At 60.8% G+C, this 18679-nt stretch carries 17 protein-coding genes; 4 read left to right on the top strand and 13 right to left on the bottom strand.

What is annotated here, in order from left to right:
* Nucleotides 1-20: 20 nt before the first annotated feature.
* From purS to purC, 3 genes are all read right to left on the bottom strand, one after another.
* Nucleotides 21-251 (bottom strand): phosphoribosylformylglycinamidine synthase subunit PurS, encoded by a 231-nt coding sequence (gene purS, locus ACR0EF_RS05285; RefSeq protein WP_170339320.1) that lies wholly within the window; start codon nt 249-251, stop codon nt 21-23.
* A 129-nt stretch (nt 252-380) separates the two neighbouring features.
* Complete coding sequence (locus tag ACR0EF_RS05280) at nt 381-1049, bottom strand: MarC family protein (protein WP_170371121.1); 669 nt, start codon at nt 1047-1049, stop codon at nt 381-383.
* 147 nt (nt 1050-1196) lie between these two features.
* Nucleotides 1197-1952, bottom strand: coding sequence for a phosphoribosylaminoimidazolesuccinocarboxamide synthase (gene purC, locus ACR0EF_RS05275; RefSeq protein WP_170357710.1), 756 nt, complete (start codon nt 1950-1952; stop codon nt 1197-1199).
* A 188-nt stretch (nt 1953-2140) separates the two neighbouring features.
* On the opposite strand from purC, the gene ACR0EF_RS05270 reads away from it, so the two are divergent.
* A complete protein-coding gene (locus ACR0EF_RS05270) occupies nt 2141-2458 on the top strand; it encodes a DUF1476 domain-containing protein (RefSeq protein ID WP_170357709.1) in 318 nt (105 codons plus the stop codon).
* A gap of 118 nt (nt 2459-2576) precedes the next feature.
* Nucleotides 2577-3590, top strand: a complete 1014-nt coding sequence (bmt, locus tag ACR0EF_RS05265; RefSeq protein ID WP_170371122.1) for a betaine--homocysteine S-methyltransferase — start codon at nt 2577-2579, stop codon at nt 3588-3590.
* A 3-nt stretch (nt 3591-3593) separates the two neighbouring features.
* Here the strand turns inward: bmt and ACR0EF_RS05260 are convergent, their stop codons facing one another.
* The 10 genes from ACR0EF_RS05260 to ACR0EF_RS05215 all read right to left on the bottom strand — a co-directional run bounded on the left by ACR0EF_RS05260 (nt 3594) and on the right by ACR0EF_RS05215 (nt 15021).
* Complete coding sequence (locus ACR0EF_RS05260; RefSeq protein WP_093961976.1) at nt 3594-4370, bottom strand: enoyl-CoA hydratase-related protein; 777 nt, start codon at nt 4368-4370, stop codon at nt 3594-3596.
* A 71-nt stretch (nt 4371-4441) separates the two neighbouring features.
* Nucleotides 4442-4897 (bottom strand): cytochrome c-type biogenesis protein, encoded by a 456-nt coding sequence (locus ACR0EF_RS05255; RefSeq protein ID WP_170371123.1) that lies wholly within the window; start codon nt 4895-4897, stop codon nt 4442-4444.
* A complete protein-coding gene (locus ACR0EF_RS05250) occupies nt 4894-6858 on the bottom strand; it encodes a heme lyase CcmF/NrfE family subunit (RefSeq protein WP_170371124.1) in 1965 nt (654 codons plus the stop codon). Before ACR0EF_RS05250 ends, ACR0EF_RS05255 begins: the two co-directional genes overlap by 4 nt.
* Nucleotides 6859-6933: 75 nt before the next feature.
* On the bottom strand, nt 6934-7512 hold the full coding sequence (locus ACR0EF_RS05245; protein WP_170371125.1) for a holin family protein: 579 nt from the start codon (nt 7510-7512) through the stop codon (nt 6934-6936).
* Nucleotides 7503-8114 carry a holin-associated N-acetylmuramidase gene (locus tag ACR0EF_RS05240; protein WP_170371126.1) on the bottom strand — a complete coding sequence of 204 codons (612 nt, stop codon included), beginning with the start codon at nt 8112-8114 and terminating at the stop codon, nt 7503-7505. Before ACR0EF_RS05240 ends, ACR0EF_RS05245 begins: the two co-directional genes overlap by 10 nt.
* Before the next feature lie 138 nt (nt 8115-8252).
* Nucleotides 8253-8699, bottom strand: coding sequence for a cytochrome c maturation protein CcmE (gene ccmE / locus ACR0EF_RS05235; RefSeq protein ID WP_170338751.1), 447 nt, complete (start codon nt 8697-8699; stop codon nt 8253-8255).
* A gap of 7 nt (nt 8700-8706) precedes the next feature.
* Nucleotides 8707-9735 carry an N-acetyl-gamma-glutamyl-phosphate reductase gene (gene argC, locus ACR0EF_RS05230; RefSeq protein ID WP_170371127.1) on the bottom strand — a complete coding sequence of 343 codons (1029 nt, stop codon included), beginning with the start codon at nt 9733-9735 and terminating at the stop codon, nt 8707-8709.
* Nucleotides 9736-9828: 93 nt separating this feature from the next.
* Nucleotides 9829-10638 carry a glutamate racemase gene (locus ACR0EF_RS05225; protein WP_170371128.1) on the bottom strand — a complete coding sequence of 270 codons (810 nt, stop codon included), beginning with the start codon at nt 10636-10638 and terminating at the stop codon, nt 9829-9831.
* A gap of 8 nt (nt 10639-10646) precedes the next feature.
* Nucleotides 10647-11525 (bottom strand): lysophospholipid acyltransferase family protein, encoded by an 879-nt coding sequence (locus tag ACR0EF_RS05220; RefSeq protein WP_170339337.1) that lies wholly within the window; start codon nt 11523-11525, stop codon nt 10647-10649.
* Between the two features lie 76 nt (nt 11526-11601).
* The gene (locus ACR0EF_RS05215) at nt 11602-15021 is read right to left on the bottom strand and encodes an indolepyruvate ferredoxin oxidoreductase family protein (protein ID WP_170371129.1); all 3420 of its coding nucleotides are present in this window, start codon (nt 15019-15021) and stop codon (nt 11602-11604) included.
* A 169-nt stretch (nt 15022-15190) separates the two neighbouring features.
* On the opposite strand from ACR0EF_RS05215, the gene ACR0EF_RS05210 reads away from it, so the two are divergent.
* Together ACR0EF_RS05210 and ACR0EF_RS05205 are read left to right on the top strand one after the other, a co-directional pair.
* Nucleotides 15191-16099, top strand: coding sequence for a LysR family transcriptional regulator (locus ACR0EF_RS05210; protein WP_093961966.1), 909 nt, complete (start codon nt 15191-15193; stop codon nt 16097-16099).
* 269 nt (nt 16100-16368) lie between these two features.
* Nucleotides 16369-18621, top strand: coding sequence for a mechanosensitive ion channel family protein (locus tag ACR0EF_RS05205; protein ID WP_170371130.1), 2253 nt, complete (start codon nt 16369-16371; stop codon nt 18619-18621).
* Nucleotides 18622-18679: the final 58 nt, after the last annotated feature.

Genomic DNA, 18679 nt, shown 5'->3' with positions numbered 1-18679 from the left:
GGGGATGACGGTCAGAGAATTCAGACCAGTTCGATCTCGTAACGCTCGATGACCGTGTTGGCCAACAGCTTCTCGCACATTTCGGCCACATCGGCCTTGGTCGCGCCATCGGCCAGTTCCAGGTCAATCACCTTGCCCTGCCGGACGCCCTGCACCTTGTCGAACCCCAGTGCGCCCAATGCGTGGCGCACAGCCTCGCCTTGAGGGTCCAGAACCCCGTTCTTGAGCATTACGTGCACCCGTGCCTTCATCGTCGCAACTCCACCTGTGGCCCGCCGCGCCGGGGCCTGTTCCGTTGCGCGGGGGATAGCGCGACTGACCGCGCAGAACAAGCCTTTGTGATGCGGTCGAATGACCGCAGGCGGTTCATCTTGAGGAAATCAATTGCCCGCGCTGCGAGTCAACCCGGGATAATGTGCATCAACCGCGTTGAAGATGCCGGTCAGAACCATTTCGACGGCCACGGCAACCAGCAGGATCGCCATGATCCGGGTCAGCACGTTGATCATCGTCTCACCCACAAGACGCGAGATGCTGTCGGCAAACAACAGGCCGAGTCCAACGATGAAACAGGCGATCAGGATCGCCGAGCCAAGGGTCACAAGTTCGGCCCCATCCGACAGTTGATGCGAGAACACGATCGTCACGGCAATCGTGCCCGGGCCAATCGTCAATGGGATCGCCAGCGGAACAACGGCAAAGTTCAACTTGCGCGCGTGGCCATCGACCACGGCCGCCTGATCGCCCGGCGCACGGTCTTGCGCGTTCAGCATCGACATGCCGATCCCGAAGATAATCAGCCCGCCGGCCACGCGAAACGATGGAACGTCGATCCCGAAGACAGCCAACACCTCTTCACCAATAGCAACAGAGATCAGCGCGATCACCGTCACCGAGGCCATCACGATCATAGCTACCCTGCGCCGTTCGGCAGGTGTGCAGTCGCGCGTCATGCTCAAGAAGATCGGGATGTTGTAGAGCGGGTTGAATATGGCCAGCACGGCCGCCAGAAACTTCAGGAAAACCGCTTGATCGAACAGCGCGCTCATTCAGTGTGCCACCTTGGTTAGCGGACCGGGTTGGTCGGTCAACCCGAAGATGCGTGACAGGGGCCTGACCTGTCAAACCCGCAATGAAAAATGCGCCGCCCCGAATAGGAGCAGCGCATCCTTGTTAGGCCCTGCCAGTCGGCGCGATCAGTTGATCAGGGTGGGCTTGCTCACGTTGCTTTTCGGCAGAACGCCCAGACGACGGGCGACCTCGGAATAGGCGTCGGTCAGGCTGCCCAGATCGCGGCGGAACACGTCCTTGTCCAACTTTTGTCCTGTCTCGATATCCCAAAGGCGGCAGCTGTCTGGGCTGATCTCATCAGCGACGATCAGGCGCTGGAAGTCACCCTCGTAGACACGACCGATTTCGATCTTGAAGTCGACCAGACGGATACCCACAGCCAGCATCACGCCGCTCATGAAGTCGTTCACCCGCAGCGCCAGGCTCAGGATGTCGTCCATGTCCTGCTGGCTGGCCCAGCCGAACGCGGCGATGTGCTCTTCGGTCACCAGTGGATCACCCAGCGAGTCGTCCTTGTAGCAGTATTCCACGATCGGGCGCGGCAGTTGCGTGCCCTCGGCAATGCCCAGCCGTTTCGACAGCGACCCGGCGGCATAGTTGCGGACGATCACCTCAAGCGGGATGATCTCGCAGCTGCGAACCAGCTGTTCGCGCATGTTCAGGCGGCGGATGAAATGGGTCGGCACGCCGATCTGGTTCAGACCGGTCATGAAGAATTCGCTCAGGCGGTTGTTCAGAACACCCTTGCCGTCGATCACGTCTTTCTTTTCCGCGTTGAACGCGGTGGCGTCATCTTTGAAATACTGAACGATCGTGCCCGGTTCCGGGCCTTCGTACAGGATCTTGGCCTTGCCTTCGTAAATCTTCTTGCGACGCGCCATGTGCGACCTTTCCAGGCTGGGGCGAGGGAATGAGTCCCATCGCGTTGGCGCTCTCATAGTGCAAGCCCCCCTTTCCCGCAAGTTCATGCATCCGAGAGGCTTTGACGCAGCGCAAATACCTTGCACCCGGCAGCGCGTATGGTCATATCATCAGGAAACACACTTTTACTTGAAGAGGCCCAACACCCATGACCACGTTCGACGAACGCGAAAACGCCTTTGAAGCAAAATTCGCCCATGACGAAGAAATGCAGTTCAAGGCGCAAGCCCGTTGCAACAAGCTGCTGGGCCTGTGGGCTGCGGAAAAAATGGGCAAAAGCGGCGACGAGGCCGCCGAGTATGCAAAATCCGTCGTGATCGCCGATTTCGAAGAGGCCGGCCACGAGGACGTGGTGCGCAAGGTCGCCGCCGATCTGGGCGATCTGTCCAGCCCCGAGGAAATCCGCGCCAAGATGGCGGAACTGCTGCCCGAGGCCAAAGCCCAGGTGATGAGCGAAGCCAACTGAGGCATGCCGCCCACCTCATGATCTTCATGAGTATTATGAATTTGATTTGACGTCCCGGTCATGCGACACGGGGCGTCTAAATTTTTGGCCCTTGGGGCCACAACTCCGGACATCTCCAATGACCAACGCGCTGACCAGACTGCTGGAAACGAAGGACGCCATTCTTGCCGACGGCGCCACCGGAACGAACCTGTTCAACATGGGGCTGCAATCGGGCGACGCGCCCGAGCTGTGGAACACCGACCAGCCCGACAAGATCCGCGCCCTGTATCGGGGGTCGGTGGATGCAGGCAGCGACCTGTTCCTGACCAATACATTCGGCGGAACGGCTGCACGTCTGAAGCTGCACGACGCCCACACCCGCGTGGCCGAGTTGAACCGCATCGGCGCCGAACTGGCGCGTGAGGTGGCGGATGCCGCCGGACGCCCGGTGGTGGTTGCAGGATCGGTCGGCCCGACCGGGGAAATCCTGGAACCAGTGGGCAGCCTGACCCATGCCGAGGCGGTCGAGATGTTCCACGAACAGGCCGAGGCGCTGAAAGCCGGCGGCGTCGACGTGCTGTGGGTAGAAACGATCAGCGCGCCGGAGGAATTCCGCGCCGCGGCCGAGGCTTTTGCCCTGGCCGACATGCCTTGGTGCGGTACCATGAGTTTTGACACCGCCGGGCGCACCATGATGGGCGTGACCTCGGCAGATCTGGCGCAACTGGTCGAAACCCTGCCCAACCCGCCGATCGCCTTTGGCGCCAACTGCGGCACCGGCGCGTCTGACATCCTGCGCACGGTTCTGGGTTTTGTGGCTCAGGGAACCGAACGCCCCCTGATCTCCAAGGGCAATGCGGGCATTCCGAGATATGTTGATGGCCACATCCACTATGACGGCACACCCGAACTGATGGGCCGTTACGCAGCCATGGCGCGGGATTCAGGTGCGACCATCATCGGTGGTTGCTGCGGAACGATGCCAGCGCACCTGCGTGAGATGCGCAAGGCACTGGACACTGAACCCCGTGGCGCCCGTCCGTCGCTCGAGCAAATTACTGCGGTCCTTGGGCCTTTCTCGTCGGTCAGTGACGGAACCGGGGACGAGGCGATGCCCGAACGGCGCGCGCGCCGGCGCCGCCGGGCCTGATGGTCAGCGCCCCTCGAACCGGGGGGCGCGTTTTTCCAAAAATGCCACCACGCCTTCGGCGAAGTCGCGGGTGCGCCCACATTCTCCCTGCAGGTGCGCCTCGGTCGCCAGTTGTTGCGGCAAGGTGTTTTCGTATGTGCCTCTCATCGCCTTTTTGATCGCGGCAAAGCCCGCAGTCGGCCCTTTGGCCAGGTACTCGGCGCGCTTGCGCCAATGCGCGGCGAATTCATCGTCGGCAACCGCCTCGTAGATCATGCCCCATTGATCAGCCTGACGCGCAGAAATCTTGTCGGCGAACAGGGCCGCACCCATGGCTTTGGCCAGACCCATCTGGCGCGGCATGAACCACGTCCCGCCGGCGTCCGGCAAAAGACCGATCCGGGCAAAGGCCTGCAGGAAATAGGCGCTTTCGGTCGCAATGACCACATCGGCACACAGCGCCAGGTTGGCCCCTGCCCCCGCCGCGGGACCGTTCACGGCCGCGATTGTCGGCACCGGACAATCATGAACAGCTTCCAGCATCGGTTCATATTCGTCGCGCAGCGCGCGTTCCAGATCGATCTTGCCGGTGCTGGACGCATCGCCCAGATCCTGGCCGGAGCAAAACGCCGGACCCGCGCCCGTCAGGACGATTGCGCGCGCGTCATGAGCGGCTTTTTTCATCGCATGGGTAATCTCGGCGCGCATTTTCGTCGTAAGCGCGTTCATCTTGTCCGGCCGGTTCAGCGTGACCACAGCCAGACCGTCCGTGATGTCCAAAAGCACCGTTTCGTATTCCATGAAGTCCTCACATGCGCAGAATTTCCCGAACCCTGACCCAAATGCCGCGCAAGGGAAAGGCAAACCGCACGTCAGTCTTCAAGAATCCGGCGCAGGCGCTCTTTCTCGTCGTCACTCAATCCGTCCACGGCGGAGGTCTCCTCAACCCGCGCACGACCGCGCAAGAAGTTCCACCCCAAACCCGCGGCAATCAACAGCATGGCCGGCCCTGCCAGCCACAACAGAAGGTTCGCCCCCGTGGTCGTGGGTTTGAGCAGCACGTATTCCCCGTAGCGGTCGACGATATAGGCAACCGCTTCTTCATCGGTGTCGCCCGCGACCAGCCGCTCGCGCAGCAAAATTCGCAGGTCACGGGCCAGTTCCGCGTTGCTTTCGTCGATGCTTTCGTTTCGACAGACCAGACAACGCAGGCCCGTACTGATGTCTCGCGCTCGGGCTTCAAGCACCGGATCGTCCAGCACCTCATCCGGCTGGACCGCCATCAGCGGCGATGCCAGCAACAACAGCAAAACGATCAGACGTTTCATTCTGCTGGCACCCCGCCTGCCGGAGCCTTGCGCGCGCCTGCGGCCACCCGGAAGCGGCGGTCGGACAAGCTGAACAATCCGCCCAGAGCCATCAGTATGCAGCCTCCCCAAATCCAATTCGCAAGAGGTTTGATGTAAGTACGCATGACCCAGCCGCCATCGTCCTGCTGATCCCCGATGACCACGTAGACATCACGCAGAAAACGGTAGTCAATCGCGGCTTCTGTCGTGGGCATGGCGGCCACCGGATAGGTACGTTTTTCCGGGTTCAGCGTAGCTATATCTCGACCATCTTTTTGAACCTGCACGTCGGCCATGGTGGAGAAATAGTTCGGCCCCTCAACCTCGCGCACACCGTCCAGAGTGAACGAGAAACCGCCCACGTCGAAAGTTTCCCCGATACGGGCAACACGGATGTCCTCGACCTCCCAGGCGGTCAGGCCGGCAATCGCAAAGATCGTGACCCCCAGACCGGTATGGGCGATCGCCTTGCCCCAATCCGCGCCCGGCAGGCGCATCAGACGCCGGAAGCCGCCGGTGCGGCCTGTGCGGCTCCACAGATCGACCGCGGCGCCGAAGGTGATCCATGCGCCAAGGAACAAACCAACCGGCCCGAGCGCGCTGCGGCCCGTCTGCAGCACCCAAACCAGTACGGCCAGCGAAACGGCCAGAACAAACGCATAGCGCAGCTGCCATGCGACGCGACCCAGCCTTCCGCGCTTCCACGGCAGCATCGAGCCAAGCGGCAATGCGATGCCCAACACCACCATGAACGGCGTAAAGGCCGCATTGAAGAACGGTGCCCCGACCGAGAGCTTTCGGTCGAACATCATCTCGGCAACCATCGGCCACAGGGTCCCGAAGAACACGACAAAACTGCTGACAGCCAGCAGGATATTGTTCAGCACCAATGCGCTTTCACGGCTGACCATTCCGAACAGCCCCTTGGCCTCCATCGCCTGCGCCCTGGCGGCGAACAGGATCAGCGCTCCGCCGATGAACGCCACCAGAATGAACAGGATGAACACACCACGCTCAGGATCGTTTGCGAAGGCGTGAACCGACGTCAGAAGGCCCGAGCGCACGATGAAGGTGCCGATCAGAGAAAAGCCAAACGCAATGATCGCCAACAGAATGGTCCAGCTTTTCAAGGCTTCGCGCTTTTCGACCACGATGGCCGAGTGCAACAGGGCGGCGGCCAGGAGCCACGGCATGAAAGACGCGTTTTCCACAGGATCCCAGAACCAGAACCCGCCCCAACCCAGTTCGTAATAGGCCCACCAGGATCCCAACGCGATGCCGATGGTCAGGAATATCCACGCTGCCAGGGTCCACGGTCGAACCCAACGACCCCACGCCGCGTCCACCCGCCCCTCGATCAGGGCAGCGACGGCAAAGCTGAATGCCATGCTCAGGCCCACATATCCAAGGTACAGAAACGGCGGATGGAAAGCCAAACCGGGATCCTGCAGCAAGGGGTTTAGATCGCGGCCGTCAAACGGCGCCACGGGAAGCCTGTCAAACGGGTTCGACGTAAACAGGATGAAGGCGTAGAACGCCACCCCGATTGCGGCCTGCATCGCCAAGACACGGGCCTTGAGCGTGGGTGGCAAACCCTGGCCGAAAAGCGCGGCCGTTGCGCCAAAAAGCGCCACGATCAGCACCCACAACAGCATCGAGCCTTCGTGGTTTCCCCAGGTTCCGCTGATCTTATACAGCATCGGCTTCAGGGAGTGGCTGTTTTCCACCACGATCCGCAGCGAGAAATCCGAGGTCGCAAAGGCCCACACCAGCGCAGCGAAGGCAAATCCTGTCAGAAGACATTGAGCAATAGCCGCGGGCTCCGAGAACAGCATCCATGACGGCCAGCGTTTTGCGGCGCCGATCAATGGCACGACTGTCTGAACTATGGCCACCATGAAGGCCAGGATGAGGGCGAAATGTCCAAGCTCGGTAATCATGGGCTCGGGTATAATCCCGCGCCCGGGCAAGCGCCAATCACTTTCGCCGCAATCAGGCGCACATAGTGTCGCGGGTCAGGCGCGCTGCAGACGCCGCCAGTCCTCAAGCGCCGGGTTGTGATCGGGGATGATCACCTGGGCCGTCAGTTCGGCATCCGGCCCCGGATCGGCAGCCCCCGGACTGTCCGCTCGCATCTCGTGAAGAGCTTGCAAGTTGGCCATGACCTGTGGCGCCCGCATCATCGTAACTGAGATATCACGCTGAAGGTCCTGAACCTTCGCTTGGTGCCGCGCTCCGAAATAGAACGACACGATGACGCCCAGTAGCCACCACAGCGGCTCGGGCACCAGCGCAATTCCCTGCATCCGCGCCGCAAACCACAATGGATCGACCATCGCGGCCACGAACAGACCCAATGTCCCCAGCGCCAATGCAGGCCTTGGCAACCGATTCAAACCGTCCATGAAACGGTCAAACCCGCCTTTGCGGGGAGCTTCGAATTCCGCGCCGAACTGGTTCATCGCCTGTCCGCGCAGCGCAACAGCGCGTTCCGCACCGGCCTCCGAGTTCTCGCGGAAAACCTCGGCAGTTTCCCGCACCACGTTGCGCCCACCCCCGAACAGAAGATCAAAAACACCTGCGATCAGTCCCATGCGGCTATCCTTTGCTGAAACTCGGCCATGCTCAGGTGATAGGGCGGAGATAGAAACTCCTCGGCCCGGCGGATCCAACCCCCTTTCCCACCGTTGCGGCTGCGCACGTATTTGCGCAAGGCCGGACGTCGGTCAGCCAACCGGAAATAGTAGTTCCTTCGTGCCACCCCATACGCGTCGCGCAACACCACCGGATCGGGTTTTGCGGCCTGATCGCACGCCCCAGCCGTTCGCGGCCCCAAAACGCCATCCACGGCGAGCGAAAATCCCATCTGCACCAAAAGACGCTGCAGGATGCGCACCGCCTGTCCGCCCGCATTCACGTACATATCGAACAGCGTCGGCTGCAACACGTGGGGCACCCGTGCCAGACCGGGCTTTTGAAAGTAATGCGTGATGAAAATCGCGACGGCCTGATCCCGGCCAAGCGCCATCACGTCGCGGCGATCGACAGTGCCGTCACGCGTCAGGTCAAGGCCCAACCGTCGCATCGTGTGGATTGTGACACCGTATTTCGTGGCCCCTCCGGGGTCGTCCGGATCATCGACGAAACCGCCCTCGCGGGCTATGATCTCGTTGGCAATCTGTTGAACCGACTGCATGCTGCACCTCTGTGTTCCTATGCGGCCCACGGTCCGGTGAAATCCTTAAATCCATGAAACGAAGAAGGGCGCTGCACGACCAGATCGCGCAACGCCCTTGAACACTCATTCAGACAACCTACCGAAGGCTGTCCTGTTTCAGCTGTCTGCCGGCTCTTCGTAGACGCCCTGCTCCTTCAAGGCATCGATGACCTCTTTCGGCATATAGGTCTCGTCGTGTTTTGCCAGAATTTCAGTGGCTTGGAACACGCCATCAACGTAGCTTCCGGTGCCGACCATCCCCTGACCCTCAGAGAACAGATCAGGCAAGACACCGGTGAAGGCCACCTTCACACTCTCACCCCCGTCGGTGACGGTGAACCGTACGGTTTCACCCTGCCCTCGTACGATCGAGCCTTCTTCGACCAAGCCACCGATGCGGAACACCTCGTTCGGCGCCGGCGGTTCGGCGATTACCTGGCTGGGCGAGCGGAAATAGTTGATCCCGTCTCGCATGGCATAACCGATCAAGCCCGTCGCCAGGGCCAAAGCCACAAAAGCCAACAGAATGATCTGTACACGACGACGTTTCTTCAGCGTCTTCATCTCGCCCTCATGGGAACAGTGGGGCCATCATAAGCCCGGTCGTTTCGGGTTCACCTAACATCAGGTTTGCGTTCTGCAAGGCCTGTCCACTGCTACCTTTTGTCAGGTTGTCCAGCGCCGCAATCACGATGGCACGGCGTTCGATCCTGTCAGCAACGACGCCGATATGGCAGAAGTTCGATCCGCGCACATGGTGGGTCGAAGGCGTTTCGCCAAAGGGCAGCATCTGAATGAAAGGCTCGTCTGAATAGGCTGCACACAGCGTTTCATAAACGCTCTGCGGATCACCCTTCACATACGAGGTCGCCAGAATGCCCCGGTTCGCGGGGATCAGGTGCGGCGTAAACTGGATGTGAACCGCGCGGCCCGCCAGTTTCGAGAACTCCTGATCGAACTCGCCCAGATGCCGGTGGGTACCGCCGACGGCATAGGCGTTGGTGCCCTCGCTTAGTTCGGCGTGCAGAAGGTTCTCTTTCAGCGCGCGCCCCGCCCCGGAGACAGCGCATTTCAGATCAAGAATGATGTCATCCAGGTCGATAACACCAGTCGCGATCAACGGCCGCAGCACATACTGCCCCGTGGCAGCATTGCACCCGGTGCCAGCCACCAGCCGCGCAGCGCGGATGTCCTCACGATAGAACTCGGTCAGTCCGTAGACAGCCTCATCCTGATGCGTGAGTGCGGCATGCGGATTACCGTACCATTTCTCGTATTCATCGGGGTCGGCCAGCCGGAAATCCGCCGACAAATCAACGATTTTGAGGTCGGAGGGCAAATCCCGGATGACCTCCTGGCTGGTCTTGTGTGGAAGCGCGCAAAAGCACAGGTCGATCTGGCCAAAGTCAATCTGCTCGATCTTGCACAGACGCGGCAAATCCAGATGGCGCAGATGCGGAAACACCTCGGCCATGGTCTGCCCGGCCTTGCGCTCGGCCGCCAGGGCGGTGATTTCCATGTTCGGGTGCTCGGCAATCAGCCGCACCAATTCGGCACCGGTATAGCCCGAAGCGCCGAGGATTGCGATTTTGTGGGTCATGTCAGACCTCGTAGATTTATGTGACACGTCTGGCACCGGCCGACATGACAGGAACCGAATAAATTCATGACAGGGGCTGGTCCTTGACCTAAGTCAGGCGGCCTTGAAGGTGATCTGTCGTCGGAGAAATTGCGTTGCCCGGTCACTGACCTTCTGCGGATTGCCTGTGGTCAGGTAACCCGCCTCACCCCCGCCAAGCATATCCGGATGCCGCTGGAGATAATCCGCAAGGCTTTCGGCCACCAGGTCGCCCTGGCTGAAGACTTGGACGTCTGGGCCCAACGCCACCTGAAAGGCTTCGGCCATCAAGGGGTAATGGGTGCAGCCCAAGATCGCAGCCTGCGGGTGCGGCATCTTGCGCTTCAACGCGTCCACATGGCTCCGCACAAGGGCTTCGGCCAGGATCATGTCACCGTCCTCGATGGCATCGACCACGCCACCGCAGGCCTGCGCCTCAACATCCACGCCGATGGCGCGGAACGCCAGTTCACGCTGGAACGCGCGGCTGGCCACTGTCGCCGGTGTCGCGAAGAGGGCCACATGCTTGACCGCCACTTCGCGCGGGGGGCTGTTGTCGCCCCACTGACGCTCGGTCAGTGCCTCAATCAGCGGGACGAACACACCCAGCACGCGCTTGCCCTGGGGCACGCCCTCTTCCTGCATCCGCCGCAGCGCCGCGGCGCTGGCCGTGTTGCAGGCCAGAATCACCAGATCGCAGCCGCGCGACCACAGGTCCTGCACGGCGTTTCGGGTCAGGTTGTAGATATCCTCGGCGTCGCGCACGCCATAAGGCGCGTGCGCGCTGTCCGCGTAATACAGGAAATCCACCTCCGGCAGACGTGTCTGCGCGGCGTTCAGGACGGTCAGCCCGCCCAATCCGGAATCAAAGATGCCTACTGCCATTTGCCCCTTCAGGCGCGATGCCGTTCCTCGAATTCATAGCCATAGTCATACGACTTCAGCGGCTTCGGAGACAGCTCATACGTGGCTTTGCGCAAGAAATCCATCATCTTGCGCGTATCGCCGGCCAATGGGTCCAGAACGTCGCGGCCGATGGGCTGCCCCACGACCACATCCACTGGGGTATCGACGCGCTTTTTGAACTCTTTGATCAGCAAACCCATGCGCAGCGTCACATGCAGATGGCTGGCAATCTGGAACAGGCGCGAGGTGTGACCATCGAAAAACAAAGGCACCACGGTCGCTTTTGACTTGGCTACCATCCGAGCGGTGAATCCGCGCCAGCCCGGGTCCATCGGGTGCGCGAACGGTCGGGCCGCCGTGCTGACCGTGCCACCGGGAAAAATCCCGATTGCCCCACCCTGACCCAGATAATCCAGGGCGGTTTTTCGGGTCTGCAGGTTCAGCCGCATCGCCTCTTTGGTCTGATCGAAGGAGATCGGCAGGATGATACGGTTCAGATCCTCGGCCTTGTGGAACACATGATTGGCCAGAATCCGGAAATCTCCGCGGGTCTGGGACAGCACATGCCCCATCATCAACCCATCAAGAATCCCGTAGGGGTGGTTGGCGATCAGGATCAGCGGGCCGTCCTTGGGGATGTTTGACAGCGCCCCGCCCACCACGTTCAGGCTCAGCCCGTAGCGTTCGACCATGACCGACCAGAAATCACGGCCATTGGCGACCTCGCGCTCGTAACCATCCGCGCGCCGGATCAGACGCAGCCGACCGGTCGTGTTCTCCATCAGTTTGATGACCATGCGCCCACCCCGCGTTTCAGCAGAATGGGCGTAGGAAATGTCCCGAGCGACTTGGCGACGTGATTTCATCACGGGTCTCCGGCGTGGCCGTCATCGGACGGCGCGGACGGGAACCCTACCGCGCCTCCATGACACCGATATGACGTTACTCGGCCGCGGCCAGCGTCTCGGTCCCTCCTTGCCGGATCACGGCCAGAAGTTCCTCGCGCCGCTTGGCGGCCTTGGCTTCGTTGGCGGCCAATACCGGACCGAAACCGCGGATGTCCAGCGGCAACCGCGCCAGCGCGACAATCGCATCGCGGGTGTTGTCATCCAGCTTGGGCAGAACCTCTTTCATGTCCGCCTCATACTGACGGATCAAGGCCCGTTCCATTCGGCGCTCGGCGGTATAGCCGAAGATGTCCAGCGGCGTGCCGCGTAGCCCCTTCAGCTTGGCCAGAACCTTCATCGGCCCCAGCAGCCATTCGCTGAATTGCCGTTTGCGCGGACGCCCGTCCGGCCCTTTGCCCCCCAGGATCGGCGGAGCAAGGTGGAAGGTCATCTTGATGTCGCCGTCGAATTCGGCGGCGGCCTTGTCGCGGCTGTCCAGCAGCAGGCGGGCCACCTCGTATTCGTCCTTGTAGGACAACAGCTTGTGATACCCACGCGCGACTGCATCCCGGACCTTCGGGTCTTCGATCGACTCGACCAGCTTGAGATAGCGCCTGGACAACCGTTTGCCCTGATAGGCCACCAGATGATCGGCCCGGAAGGCGATGGCCTGCTCGGGTGTCTTGGGCAATTCGGTCACCGTGGGGGTCACGATGCGCGCCACTTCCTCGGGATGAAGAACCGCCCAGCGGCCGACCTCGAAGGCGCGCTTGTTGCGCTCGACCGCGGCGCCGTTCAGCTCGATCGCGGTCATGATCGCCTCGTGGCTGACAGGCAGCAGACCCCGCTGCCAGGCCGCCCCGAACACCATCATGTTGGAATAGATCGAATCGCCCATCACCGCGCGTGCCAACTCGGTCGCGTCGAACAGGGCAAGACCGTCCTTCAGTCGCGCTTCCAGCGCCAGTTCCAGCCGGTCGACCGGAATGTGGAACTCGGTGTTGCGGGTGAAATCGCCAGTTATGATCTCGTGGCTGTTGACCACCGCGCCGGTCTGACCAGTGCGCGTCAGGCCCAGCGTCTTGGCCCCGGCCGACACCACGAGGTCGCCTCCGATCAGCGCATGCGCTTCGCCGGTGGCCACGCGGATGGCGCTGATGTCTTCGGGCTTGTTGGCCAGGCGACAGTGGATATGCACCGCGCCCCCCTTCTGCGCCAGCCCGGCCATTTCCATCATGCCCGCGCCCTTGCCGTCGATCTGCGCGGCCTGCGCCAGAACCGCCCCGATGGTCACGACGCCGGTGCCGCCGACGCCGGTGATGACCACGTTATGCGTGCCCTCGATCTGCGGCAGTACCGGCTGCGGCAGATGGGGGATGTCGATTTCGGTGGTGGCTTCCTTGCGGATCTTGGCGCCTTCCAGCGTGACGAAGGACGGGCAGAACCCGTTGAGGCACGAGAAATCCTTGTTGCAACTGGACTGGTCGATCGCCCGCTTGCGGCCCAGCTCGGTTTCCTTGGGCACGATCGAGACACAGTTCGACTGCACCCCGCAATCGCCGCAGCCCTCGCAGATGTCCGAGTTGATGAACACCCGCTTGTCCGGGTCCGGGAAGGTCCCGCGCTTGCGGCGGCGGCGTTTCTCGGCGGCGCAGGTCTGGACGTAGACGATGACCGACACGCCTTCAATCTCGCGGTACTTGTTCTGAACCGCCATCAGCTCGGCCCGTTCGTGGGTTTCCACGTCGCCGGGCAGCACCTTGAAGTTCACGTCTTCCTTTTCGTCATAGACGACGGCCACATGCTGCACGCCCATTGATTTGACCTCGCGCACGATGCGCTCGGCGGTCAGATGGCCCTCGTTCTCCTGCCCGCCGGTCATGGCGACCGCGTCGTTGAACAGGATCTTGAAGGTAATGTTGGTTCCGGCCGCCAGCGCAGCCCGGATCGCTTGAACGCCCGAGTGGTTGTAGGTGCCGTCGCCCAGGTTCTGGAACACATGCTTCGTGGTCGAAAACGGCGCCTCACCGATCCAGTTGGCGCCTTCGCCGCCCATCTGGGTAAAGCCGGTGGTCTCGCGATCCATCCATTGCACCATGTAGTGACAGCCGATCCCGGCATAGGCCCGGCTGCCCTCCGGCACTTTGGTCGAGCTATTGTGCGGACAGCCCGAGCAGAAATACGGCAGCCGTGTCGCGATCTCCTGCGCGTTGTCGTTGCGGCGCGCCTCTTGCAGGCTGGCCAGCCCTGCGCGAATACCGTCGGTTTCGCGACCTTCCTCGATGAAGATCTCGCCCAGCTTTTCGGCGATCATGATCGGATCAAGCGCACCACGGGTCGGGAACAGCTCTTCGCGGTGCAGCGTGCCTGCCCCGCCCTTGTACCAGCCGTACACGCGACGTCCGCGACGGTCGTCAAAGATCGCCTCTTTGACCTGCACTTCGATCAGCTTGCGCTTTTCTTCGACGATGATGATCAGGTCCAGCCCCTCGGCCCAATCATGGAACCCCTTCATGTCCAACGGGAAGGTCTGGCCGATCTTGTAGGTGGTGATCCCGAGCCGTTCGGCCTCGGCCTCGTCGATGTTCAGTAGCGACATGGCGTGGACCAGGTCCAGCCAGTTCTTGCCCGCCGCGGCAATGCCGATCTTGGCGCCCGGCTTGCCCCAGACCCGCCGGTCCATCCGGTTGGCGTGTGAAAACACTTCGGCCGCGAACCGCTTGTAGTCGATGATCCGCGCCTCCTGCAGGTGCGGCGTGTCGCCCAGCCGGATGTTCAGCCCACCTTCGGGCATGTCGAATTCCGGCGTCACCAGTTGCATCCGGTCAGGCCGGCCATCCACGACCGAGGTCACCTCGATCGTGTCCTTCATCGTCTTGAGGCCGACCCAGACCCCAGCAAACCGGCTGAGCGCAAAGCCGTAGATCCCATAGTCGAGGATTTCCTGCACTCCGGCCGGACTGACGACGGGCATGTACATATCAACCATCGACCATTCCGACTGGTGCAGCACGGTCGAGCTTTCGCCCGTGTGGTCGTCGCCCATCGCCATCAGAACGCCACCATGCTTGGCGGTTCCGGCCATATTGGCGTGACGCATCACATCGCCGGACCGGTCCACACCCGGCCCCTTGCCGTACCACAGGCCGAACACGCCATCATATTTGCCGTCGCCGCGCAGACCGGCCTGCTGGCTGCCCCATAGGGCTGTGGCGGCCAGGTCCTCGTTCAGACCGTATTGAAAGGTCACATCGCACTCGGCCAATTGCTTTTCGGCGCGCGACATTTGAAGATCGACCGCACCCAGCGGAGACCCCCGGTATCCGGTGACCAGACCGGCAGTGTTGAGACCCGCGGCGGTATCGCGCGCCTTCTGCATCATCATCAGACGAACAAGCGCCTGCGTGCCATTCAAAAGCACCGGGCTTTTGGTCAGATCGAAACGGTCATTGAGCGAAATCTTTGGCTGACTCATCAGACGCCTCCCCACGTCGGAATAGTGTGCTGCATTTGACGTCATTTTAGGTCATAATTTCTGACCTGTATACAAAATTCCCCCTGTTCTGTAACGATTTCCCCGTTTGAATATGGAATTTGTTACCTCTTTCATATAGGGCTGCCAAAGGATAACGAAAGTTGCGACGATGAATTGGGACAAGCTCAGAATATTTCACGCGGTAGCTGACGCCGGCAGCCTGACGCATGCCGGAGACAAGCTGAATCTGTCCCAATCCGCCGTCAGCCGGCAGGTTCGCGCGCTTGAGGAATCGCTGGGCGCCACGCTGTTCCACCGCCACGCCCGCGGCCTGATTCTGACGGAACAGGGCGAGCTTCTGTTCGATGCAACAACGGCCATGTCCAAGCGTCTGGACGCTGCCGCGGCGCGAATCCGCGACAGCGAGGATGAGGTCTTTGGAGTCCTACGGGTCACGACGACTTTTGGCTTCGGGACCCTGTGGCTGGCGCCGCGCCTGCCCAAGCTGTATGAGCAGTATCCGGACCTGAACATTGACCTGATGCTCGAAGAACGCGTGCTGGATCTTCCGATGCGCGAAGCGGATGTTGCTATCCGGATGAAAGAACCCAGTCAGGCCGATCTTGTCCGCAAGCGTCTGATGACCGTTCGAATGATGTTGTATGCGACCAAGACCTACTTGGATTCGCACGGCGGTGCGCCCCAGACGTTGGAGGACATTTCGAAACACCGCCTGATCTGTCAGACCCCCGCCGCACCCCAGGTTGGCGTTGGCGCGTCGATGGTCAGTCACTTGATGACCTACGAACCCAGCTCGCTGCTGACGGTGAACAACTACTTTGGTGTTCTGCAGGGTGTTCTGAATGACCTCGGAATTGGCGTCCTGCCCGACTACGTGACCGAGGATTTCCCCGACCTGGTCCCGATCCTGTCCGACATCGAGACGGCGAATGTGCCTGTATATTTGGCCTATCCTGAAGAACTGAGGCACTCAAAACGTGTCGCAGCGTTCCGAGATTTCGTTCAGGATGAAATCATTGCGCATCGCAAGCAGCTGAAACATCTGGGAAAACTATAGCTATGCACTCGCAGCATAGCGGACATGCCCTCAATGTGCCCAAAAAACCTTGATCGTTCACAGAGTGATCCCTAAATGAGCACTCGAAGGCGATGATGCTGAAACGCTCATCATCTTCATACCTCCCTGTTGGACTACGGCCGAGCTTAGTGCTCGGCCTTTTTTTTGGCCTGCACCCCGGCGCGCGGTGCCAAATCGTTTGGAATTATTTTGCCAACGGGCCTATGATCGCGAAAAACCATAATATTTCGTGTTCGAGGACAAAGTTTATGACCATCCTACTCCGCCTGTTTTTGATGGCGTTGGTATCCGTCACGTTCCTGGCCCGGCCAAGCATGGCCCAGAGCACCAGCGAACCCACCGCCAGCCATGTGACCATCCCCGAAGATCTGACCCCCGAACAGGTCGACGATCTGGTGGCGAGAATGTCTGACGATCAGGTCCGGGCCATTTTGCTGGAACGGCTTGATGCGGTCGCGGCGAAACAGACTGAAACGCAGACTTCCCGTAAGGGGCTGCTGCAAACGATCTCATCCTCGGCGGGCGACATGGCTGCGTCTTGGCTGGATGTGATCCGCAAGGTTCCGCTACTGGTTTCGGCCCAGGTCGAAGCTTTCAGCAATTTCGGAAACAAGTTTGGCGCAAGCGGTCTGGCAACCCTGTTCGGGTTCACCTTCCTGGCGCTTGCAATCGGGTATGCCGCAGAAACGGCGGTTGGCCTTTGGACACGCAGGTGGATCAAAGTCGTCGATGGGGATGCCTCGACCAACCTAAAAGGCGCAGTTGTCTTTCTGTTCAAGCGCTTCTGCGTCGAGTTTCTGGGGCTGCTTGTCTTTTATTACACGCTGGTCTTCGTCGGGCGTCGATTGCTGGACGAACAGCAAATTGCCCAGGCGGCACCCTTCGTGTTCTTCCTGATCTGGTTCCCTCGCCTTGGAGCCGCGATTTCCCGTTTCATTCTGGCCCCGAAGCAGAGCAACCTGCGACTGGTCAACGTGAATGACAAATGGGCTAAATACCTGCATCGGAACCTGATCGGCCTGTTCCTGCTGATCGGGTTCACCCTGTTCATCCTGGATTTCAATGCGATGAATGGCGTGATGCCGGGTGAATCGCGCCTTGGTTTCTGGCTGAACACCGCCATCCACATCTATGTCGGTGTCATTGCTTGGACGGCCCGCAACGGTCTGACCGACATGATGCGTGGTTCCGATCCGGATCGTACGCATTTCGACGAAGAAGTCGCCCGCTACTATCCGTATTTTGCGATCGCCGTGTCGGCGGGTACCTGGCTTTTGGTCGAGTTCCTCGCCGCTCAGCGCAATCCGGCCGTGTTTGCCCTTCTGTCCGAAGGCGCGCATTTCGTCACGATGTTCTGGCTGTTGATCGCACCGGCACTCGACACGCTAATCCGAGGGCTGACCCGGCACCTGCTGCCGCCGATGATGGGCGATGGTCCGATCGCGGAACGTGCCTACAAATCGACCAAACGCAGCTACATCCGCATCGGACGCGTTCTGGCCGGCATTCTGGTCATTCTGATGATTGCGGATGCCTGGAACCTGGACCTGCAGGATATTGCGGGCGGGGACTCGGAAACCGGTAGCAAACTGGTTCAGTTCTTCATCATCATCGCAATCGGCTACATCCTGAACGAGGTGGTCTCGCTCTGGATCAACCGCCGGCTGGCCAAAGAGCAGACGGCTTCGGAGCAGAGCCCCGATGAGGAAGCCGGCGAAGGCGGCGGTGCCGGAGGCTCCCGCCTGGCCACGGTTCTGCCTTTGCTGCGCGTGACTGCTCAGGTGGCCATCGCGGTGATCTTCGCCTTGCTGGCGTTGGGCGCTCTGGGCTTGGACATCACGCCGCTTCTGGCTGGTGCCGGTATCCTGGGTCTGGCCATCGGCTTTGGTGCGCAGAAACTGGTCTCGGACATCGTGGGCGGCATCTTCTTCCTGATCGACGATGCTTTCCGCGTGGGTGAATATGTCGATGTGGGTGGCACCACCGGCACGGTGGAAAAGATCTCGATCCGCTCGATGCAACTGCGCCACCATCGCGGCCCGGTTCACACCATTCCTTACGGTGAGATCCAGAAGCTGACCAACTACAGCCGCGACTGGGTCATCATGAAGCTGAAGTTCACCGTGCCCTTCGACACCGACCCGAACAAGGTCAAGAAGATCTTCAAGAAGATCGGCGCCGAGATGATGGAGGACCCGCTCCACAAGGATGGCTTCCTGCAGCCCTTCAAATCGCAGGGCGTGTTCGACTTTGACGATGTCGGCATGATCATCCGCGGCAAGTTCATGGCCAAGCCCGGCAAGCAGTTCACCCTGCGCAAGGAAATCTTCAACCGGGTCAAGGCCGCGTTCAAGGAGAACGGGATCGACTTTGCCCGCCGCGAGGTGCGCGTTGCCATTCCGGGTTTGGAAGAGGCCGAAAACCTGACCGAACAACAGAAAGCGGCGATCGGCGCGGCCGCGGCCGACGCCGTGAACAAGAAGGAAGAGCCGCCTCAATAACGGCGGCGGGACAGCGGCGCACGCGCTGCTGTCCCCATCAATGCGGTGGTGCGACCTG

The sequence above is a fragment of the Ruegeria sp. CG8 genome (genome assembly GCF_056537165.1).
The sequence above is the reverse complement of the archived record's forward strand: the minus strand, read 5'-3'. Positions and strand labels throughout refer to the sequence as shown.